The following is a 6,890-nucleotide window of genomic DNA, read 5'->3' as shown; positions in this document are numbered from 1 at the left end:
CTATTGAGCCATTCGGGACTTCGTACATAGCTATGTATAAATGGAAGCATGGAGAAGAATTTTATGCATATAAGCCGATTTCACCTGATGAGCTTGGTATAATTACAAGTGATAAGACCCCGGTTCCTCCGGAAATAATAGATGGTCGAGATGTACACTTGTGTAATGATGAGGGAGAAGGTATACCCTTTATCCATATGAATCAATCTATTTATAAAATGGTTGAAGATTTTTACGAGGTTCGTTCTTTAAATGAAATTACAGATATTTCTTCTATAAAACGGATTCGAAAAAACCCGGAAAAATGGCAGAGTAGAGTTCTAAACATAGAAGATACGGATGCTGTTAATGAAATAGTAAAGGTTTTAAAAAATTCCGAGATATATTATTTAGGGGCAACATCTTATGAGGATTTGTTGATTCTTACAAAAAAAGATGGAAGTGAAATAGAGTTGCAGATTCCACCGTATTACCCGGGATTATATGTCGGAGAAGGGTTTATTTTGGGAGATGCCGTTTATTACAGCCCCGGAACGGAAGAATGGCTTGAATTAATGGATAAATATTTTAATAAGTGATATTTTGCAAAATTTTCATATATGCTCTATTGTTTAATGGATATGCTGCCTTTTTGGTAGAAAAGACAGATAATATAAAAGCGTTTTTGAAGAAGCAAAGAGTAGAGGCAATAGAGTATTAAGTGGTTATAATTTTCAGTCATGTAACTATTAAATTTTATGAATGTAATTGTGGAGCTTTATAGAACTATCCTAAACTGAAAATAGAATATGTATTATTCATTAGAGGATTTCGCATGCCAAAATGCAGGAGTCCTCCTTTTTTTGTTCAAAAAATCGGATTTGAAATTTTGGATAAAAAGGAGGATTTCACAAATGACAGATGATAGAAAATATATCTATGTAAAAGGTGAAAAGATATATGTATCCGATGAAATATATAAAGCATATAAGAAACAAGTCAATCATGAGGCTTATTTAAATAAATCAGATAAAAAATATAAGGTTTACGGGTATGAGGATTACAAGATTGATTTGAATTCCGTTGTAGATGAAGATGTGGATATCGAAAAAATCGTTGAAACTAAAATGAGAATCAAGGATCTATATCAGGCACTGCGAAAGCTAAATGCTGAAGAGTTAAAGGTGATAGATTCTTTGTATTTCAAAAAAATGACCATTCGTGATTTAGCAAAAGAGCAACAGGTATCTTCTAAGAAGATTTTCAGTTTTAGAAATAAGATTTTAAAAAAGCTAAGAGAGATGCTTAAATAGTAACTAATAAGTAGGGAGCAGACCGGATTTGCAGTTTGTTCCCTATATTTTTAAAAAAAATTTTAAAAAGTGGAAACAAAAGCATCTGAAAGTAAGGTTTATATATAGAGGGAAAAATTTTACCTTTGGAAAATTGAATATATTTTTGAAAATATAAGAATCTTGTACCTTGAAAGCTAAATAGACCAAAACAGGACAATAACCATTTATGGAGCATCTGTCAACAAACGCTAAGACCTTTCTGCTGAGAAGATTAGGACTTGAGGGAATAACCATGTACCCTCCGGCAACCTCGGTTTAAACACATACTTGCAAATACAAAGGATAAAAGAAAGTGAGCGACAAATTTGTAAGACAAAAATAGGTGTGGCAGCCTATTTGCGATGATGTAAATGGGGATAATGATACTTCTTTAGTGAAAGCCGGCTCATCTTGAAAAGAGGCGGAGGTGAAATTCCTATGTTGTGTGCCAAGACACCTGTTAATGTCATAAAACTTAAATAAAGAAAATAACAAAGGAAGGAGCTTTTAATGAGTTTAGAAGAATTGAAAAGGTATAAAAATATGCCGATAGAAAATATAGACAGAAAAATCGTTCCTGATATTGAAGATATAAAAGATAAAAAGAATATGGATCCGCTTTCCATGTATTTTATGAAAGTCGGCAATGTAGTTGTTAAATGTAGCTATGCAGGAAACGGAAGACATTTGGAGGATTGCTTGTTATCTTACTTAAAAAAGAAAGCAATGCTACTTGATTAGAAATATGATAAGGGAGCAGACTTTTTTGTTTGGATGTGCTATAATATCTCTTAAATAGAGATACAAGTTTATAGGTGTTGAAAGACTCCAAGTTATCATATTTTTCCTAAAAGAATATGAAAGTTTGGAGGTTTTGTTGTGTCTAAAAATATTTTAAATACCGATACTCTTAAAGTTGCAATGTACCTTAGACTATCTCAGGATGATGAGAAATATGATAAAGGCTTTAAGGTGGAAAGCAACAGCATTTCCAATCAAAGACTTCAGCTTAAGGATTTCATTGATAAAAATGAAGATATGGAACTGATAGAGGAATATGTTGATGACGGATATTCCGGGATAAACTTTGAAAGACCGGCATTTAAGAAAATGATGGAAGATGTGATTTCAGGTAATATCAACTGCATTATAGTAAAAGACTTATCAAGATTTGGCAGAGATTACATTGATAGCGGAAGATACCTGCAAAAAGTGTTTCCATCCCTTGATATAAGGTTTATTGCCTTAAATGATAATTATGACAGCTATACAGCCAGTGAGACGGAAAAAAACTTGGTCATTCCGTTTAAAAGTTTTATAAATGACAATTATTGCAGAGATACCTCCGCAAAGGTCAGAAGTGTCTGCAAGGTAAAGAGAAAGCAGGGACAGTTTATTTCAAACTATACTCCTTATGGCTATGAAAAGGATAAAGAAGATAAGCACAAAATAGTAATCGATAAAGAAGCGGAATATGTAGTACAGAAAATCTTCTCTATGAAGCTTGAGGGATACAGTTCCTACTCTATTGCTAAACACTTAAATGATAACGGAATATTATCTCCGATGGAACATAAAAGGGCAATGGGTATAAGGTATAAGACAGGCTTTAGTACAAAGGCTGTTACCAAGTGGGATACACCGGCGGTTAATCGCATTTTAACCAATGAAATCTATATAGGGACACTTCAACAGGGAAAAAGGGAAAAGATAAACTATAAGCTGGATAAAGTGGTTTCTAAGGATAGAAGCGATTGGATTGAAATTGAGGATAACCATGAAGCGATTATTGATATTCAAGACTTTGAAATTGTACAAAAACTTTTGAAATGCGATATAAAAGCAAAGAATGTTGGAGAAAAAGCGGATTTATTTGCAGGACTTTTATTTTGTAAAGACTGTAACTCACAGATGACGAAGAAAGTAGACAAACGGGGTAAAATACCAATGGTCTATTATATTTGTTCTTCATATAATAAAGGACATAATTGCAGTAGGCACTGCATAAAACAGGAAGATTTAAAAATAACCATACTTGAGATGCTCAGACGCCACATTCATTCCCTTGGGAAGTATGAAGTTGTTTTAGAAAAACTAAGAGAAATGGAAGTGTCATATGAACTGTTTAAGAAAACAGATAAAAGACAGGAATATACCAAGAAAAGCAAGGCGAAGTTTGAACTTTTAAAATCGGCTCTGTATCAAGATTTAAAAGAAGGAATCATTTCCGAAGAGGAATTTTATGATATGAGAGAGTTTTATACTAACCGTATTGTAGAAAGTGAGCTGATTTTAGAAAAACAGAATAAGGAAATTTCGAGGCTCTATCAAAAGAGTTTGGGTAATAAAGATTTCTTTTCTGAAATAAGAGCATACGGGAATATAAGTACTTTAGAAAGAGGACTCCTTGTAAGATTGGTAGATAAAATCTGTGTTTTGGAAGAAAAAATGATAGAGGTTCGTTTTAATTATGATGAAACTACAGAGATATTGGATAAGTTAAGTAACTATGCAAAACAATCCTCCGGGAAAATGAAGGAGGTGGTGTAGATGGCAAGGACAGCGAACAGACGGGTAAAATCAGAAGAAGCTCAGGTAAGCAAAGAAAATGTAAACAGTTTTCAAACGGCGATTTACACAAGGATCTCAAGGGATAAAAAAGAAAAACCGAGTGATTCCATTGAAAATCAGATTGCTCTTTGTGAGAGCTATATAAAAAGGAATGACGGGCATAACTTGGTAGGTATATATAAGGACATTGCAAAAACAGGAACAAACTTTGAGAGACCGGACTTTGAAAATCTTATGGAAGAAATAAGGACAGGAAAGGTCAACTGTATTATTGTAAAAGATCTATCTCGTTTTGGAAGAAACTATACGGAGCTTGGAAACTTTATTGAAAAGATATTTCCGTTTCTTGGAGTAAGATTTATTGCCGTTAATGATAATCTGGACACCTTTCAGATGGATGATCCGAATAAATCTTTGGAGGTTATTTTAAAAAATATCGTTAATGAAACCTATGCTAAAGATATTTCGAAGAAAGTGTCAAGCTCGCATCAGATGAGGCTCAAACAAGGCGGATTTATCTGTGGAGTTGCACCGTATGGATATAGAGCAAGAAAAGATGAAGATGGAATCAGACGCTTGTATCCGGATGAAAATACTGCTCCTATTGTCAAAGAAATCTTTGATGCCTATCTGAAAGGACTGAGTACATCAGGTATATCCAAACTTCTTCTGGAAAAAAAAGTATATATTGCAACCGATTACCGAAAAATTGGAAAAGCCATATCTGATAGCGGTGAACCAATCAGGCTGTGGAAACAGACAACCATCTTACAGCTGCTTAAAAATCGTGCATATACAGGAACGCTGATACAGGGGAAAAATCAAAAACATCTTTATGAAATGAAACCAAGGGAAAGGCTCTCTGAAGAACACTGGATAGTAACTGAAAATGCCCATGAAGCCATTATTTCTATGGATACCTTTGAAAAGGTGCAGGAGAAAATTTCCGAAAAAGCAGCTCCAATAAAAAGAAGCAGAGAGGAAAATGCGGCTGCTAAAGACGACACTATCTTTCGAGGAATGGTTTACTGCAATATTTGTCAAAAAAGAATGAGCGTTCATCGACAATTAAATGGGAAAAGAACAATATTTTACTTTAGCTGTAACCGATTTGGAGAATACAAGGCAGAAAAATGCCAAGCAGTAATTACAGACCGTACAATCCAAAATACCGTAAAAGCTGCATTTGACACTATTCTTTCCAATAATAAGAAAAGCTATAAGGCATATTTAGATGGTTATGCAGATATAAAAAGAGAAATTAAGCAGCAAAATGAAAAAGAGCTGACAGAAATCGGCAGAAGAATCTCAGAACTGAGCAGGCTTCAAAGCGAGTATTACGAAAAGTATGTCTTAGGAGATTGGAGAAAGGAAGATTTTGAAAGAGAAAAGGAACATCTCCATCAAAAGAAAAAAGAGCTTGAAAGCCTGAAAGAAAAGCAAGTTGCAATCTTTGATGAAGAAAAACGAAGGCTTGAAGAAAAGCATCAGTATTTGAAAGCAATCTTTAAAGGCAAGTCAAAGAAATGGAACAAAGAGTTTGTGAAAGCCATCATAGATAAGATATTCATCGGAAAAGACCATACAGTAGAAATCAAATTTAAATTTGAAGAAATGCCTGTCATTACCGAAAAAATTGGAAGAAAGGTAAAAAGGTGATGATATGAATACCGTAGATTTTTATCTAAGACTTTCACTGGAAGATGGCGATCAGCAAGATGAAAGCAACAGTATCACTTCTCAAAGGGAAATCTTAAAAGACTATATCCGCTCAAGGGAAGAATTTACAGGTTTTCAGATAAGGGAGCATATCGATGACGGTTATACAGGAACAAACTTTAATCGCCCCGCTTTTCAAAAGATGCTTGCTCTTGTCAAGAAAAATGAAGTAAAGACCATACTTGTAAAGGATTTATCTCGCTTTGCCAGAGATTATATCGAATCCGGAGCCTATATTGAGCAGATTTTTCCCTTTATGCAAGTCCGCTTTATTTCTGTGAATGACAATTATGACAGTAAGAACAACGAAAACGGAATCAGCAGTTTGGAAATTCCTTTTAAGAATCTTGTTTATGACTACTATTCCAAAGATATTTCACAAAAAATGCGTTCATCCGTTAGAGTAAGACAGGATAAAGGCTATTACTTCGGCTCAAAAGCACCGTATGGATATGTAAAAAACGAAAAAGACCATCATCAGCTTATTGTCGATGAAGAAGTAAGACCGATTGTGGAAGAAGTGTTTACAAGATATTTAAGTGGAGAAAGTATGCTTGTGATTGCCAAAGATTTTAACGAGAGAGAAGTTTTAACCCCTGCCAAGCACATAGGACTGAAAAGAGGAAGCGGAATTTGGACGGGACAGATTGTTCGGTATCTCTTAACACAAAGAGTTTATACGGGAGCAATCATCGGTGGAAAGACAAGAGTATATGAAGTAGGCTCGGATCATCGACAATGGATGGATAGTAAGGACTGGATCATACGAGAAGATATGCATGAAGCTATAATTTCACAAGAGGATTTTGCAAAAGTTCAAAACAGATTAAGCAGCAATGCAAAACATATCAGCCGAGAACGGAAGCATTTTCATATTCTTCAGGACAAAGTCTATTGCGGGAAATGCCATCATAAGATGAGCTATACAGTTTACTATGGCAAAAACGACGGATACTGCTGTTCGTATCGGTACAAAGAAAAAGACTGTGGCTGCATGAAAGGAAAGATACAAGCCTTAATACTGGAAGAAATCGTGTCAAAGGAAATTCATCTTTACACCGAGAGCTTTCTTGAGAAAGAGCAGACGAGAATGGTTGAGCAAAGAGTCAGAGAAAGTATTTGTGAGAGCCTGCTTGAGCGAAAGAAAAAGCTGAAAGCGGGTTACTGTACACGGGTAAGCTTGTCTTCTACATCTTAATCTATTAAACTTATGGAGTCTAACACGCCGTTCAGGCTCCATATTATCTATTAAAGATTTCCTTGACAGCAGTGTAAAGGTTTGGATTA

5 protein-coding genes and 1 pseudogene are annotated in these 6,890 nt (G+C 34.8%); all 6 read left to right on the top strand.

Annotated features, from left to right (window positions below; all coding sequences use genetic code 11):
* Positions 1–578: pseudogene (locus J4O15_RS15705) on the top strand (hypothetical protein); the annotation flags it as partial.
* 315 nt (positions 579–893) lie between these two features.
* Positions 894–1,292, top strand: coding sequence for a sigma-70 family RNA polymerase sigma factor (locus tag J4O15_RS15700; RefSeq protein ID WP_208101520.1), 399 nt, complete (start codon positions 894–896; stop codon positions 1,290–1,292).
* A gap of 531 nt (positions 1,293–1,823) precedes the next feature.
* The gene (locus J4O15_RS15695; RefSeq protein WP_208101518.1) at positions 1,824–2,054 is read left to right on the top strand and encodes a DUF6870 family protein; all 231 of its coding nucleotides are present in this window, start codon (positions 1,824–1,826) and stop codon (positions 2,052–2,054) included.
* A gap of 138 nt (positions 2,055–2,192) precedes the next feature.
* Positions 2,193–3,863: a recombinase family protein gene (locus J4O15_RS15690; protein WP_208101516.1), complete on the top strand. Its 1,671-nt coding sequence runs from the start codon at positions 2,193–2,195 to the stop codon at positions 3,861–3,863.
* On the top strand, positions 3,864–5,543 hold the full coding sequence (locus J4O15_RS15685; RefSeq protein ID WP_208101513.1) for a recombinase family protein: 1,680 nt from the start codon (positions 3,864–3,866) through the stop codon (positions 5,541–5,543).
* Positions 5,544–5,547: 4 nt separating this feature from the next.
* Positions 5,548–6,801, top strand: a complete 1,254-nt coding sequence (locus J4O15_RS15680; RefSeq protein ID WP_243762121.1) for a recombinase family protein — start codon at positions 5,548–5,550, stop codon at positions 6,799–6,801.
* Positions 6,802–6,890 lie beyond the last annotated feature (89 nt).

This window comes from Lachnoanaerobaculum sp. Marseille-Q4761 (genome assembly GCF_017565785.1).
In the GTDB taxonomy this organism is placed as follows: domain Bacteria; phylum Bacillota; class Clostridia; order Lachnospirales; family Lachnospiraceae; genus Lachnoanaerobaculum.
This window is presented reverse-complemented; position numbering and strand designations above follow the sequence as displayed.

Bases quoted from the DNA above. Each gene is read 5' to 3' on its own strand.
- J4O15_RS15700 (WP_208101520.1), top strand. From the start codon at position 894: ATGACAGATGATAGAAAATATATCTATGTAAAAGGTGAAAAGATATAT.
- J4O15_RS15695 (WP_208101518.1), top strand. From the start codon at position 1,824: ATGAGTTTAGAAGAATTGAAAAGGTATAAAAATATGCCGATAGAAAAT.
- J4O15_RS15685 (WP_208101513.1), top strand. From the start codon at position 3,864: ATGGCAAGGACAGCGAACAGACGGGTAAAATCAGAAGAAGCTCAGGTA.
- J4O15_RS15680 (WP_243762121.1), top strand. From the start codon at position 5,548: ATGAATACCGTAGATTTTTATCTAAGACTTTCACTGGAAGATGGCGAT.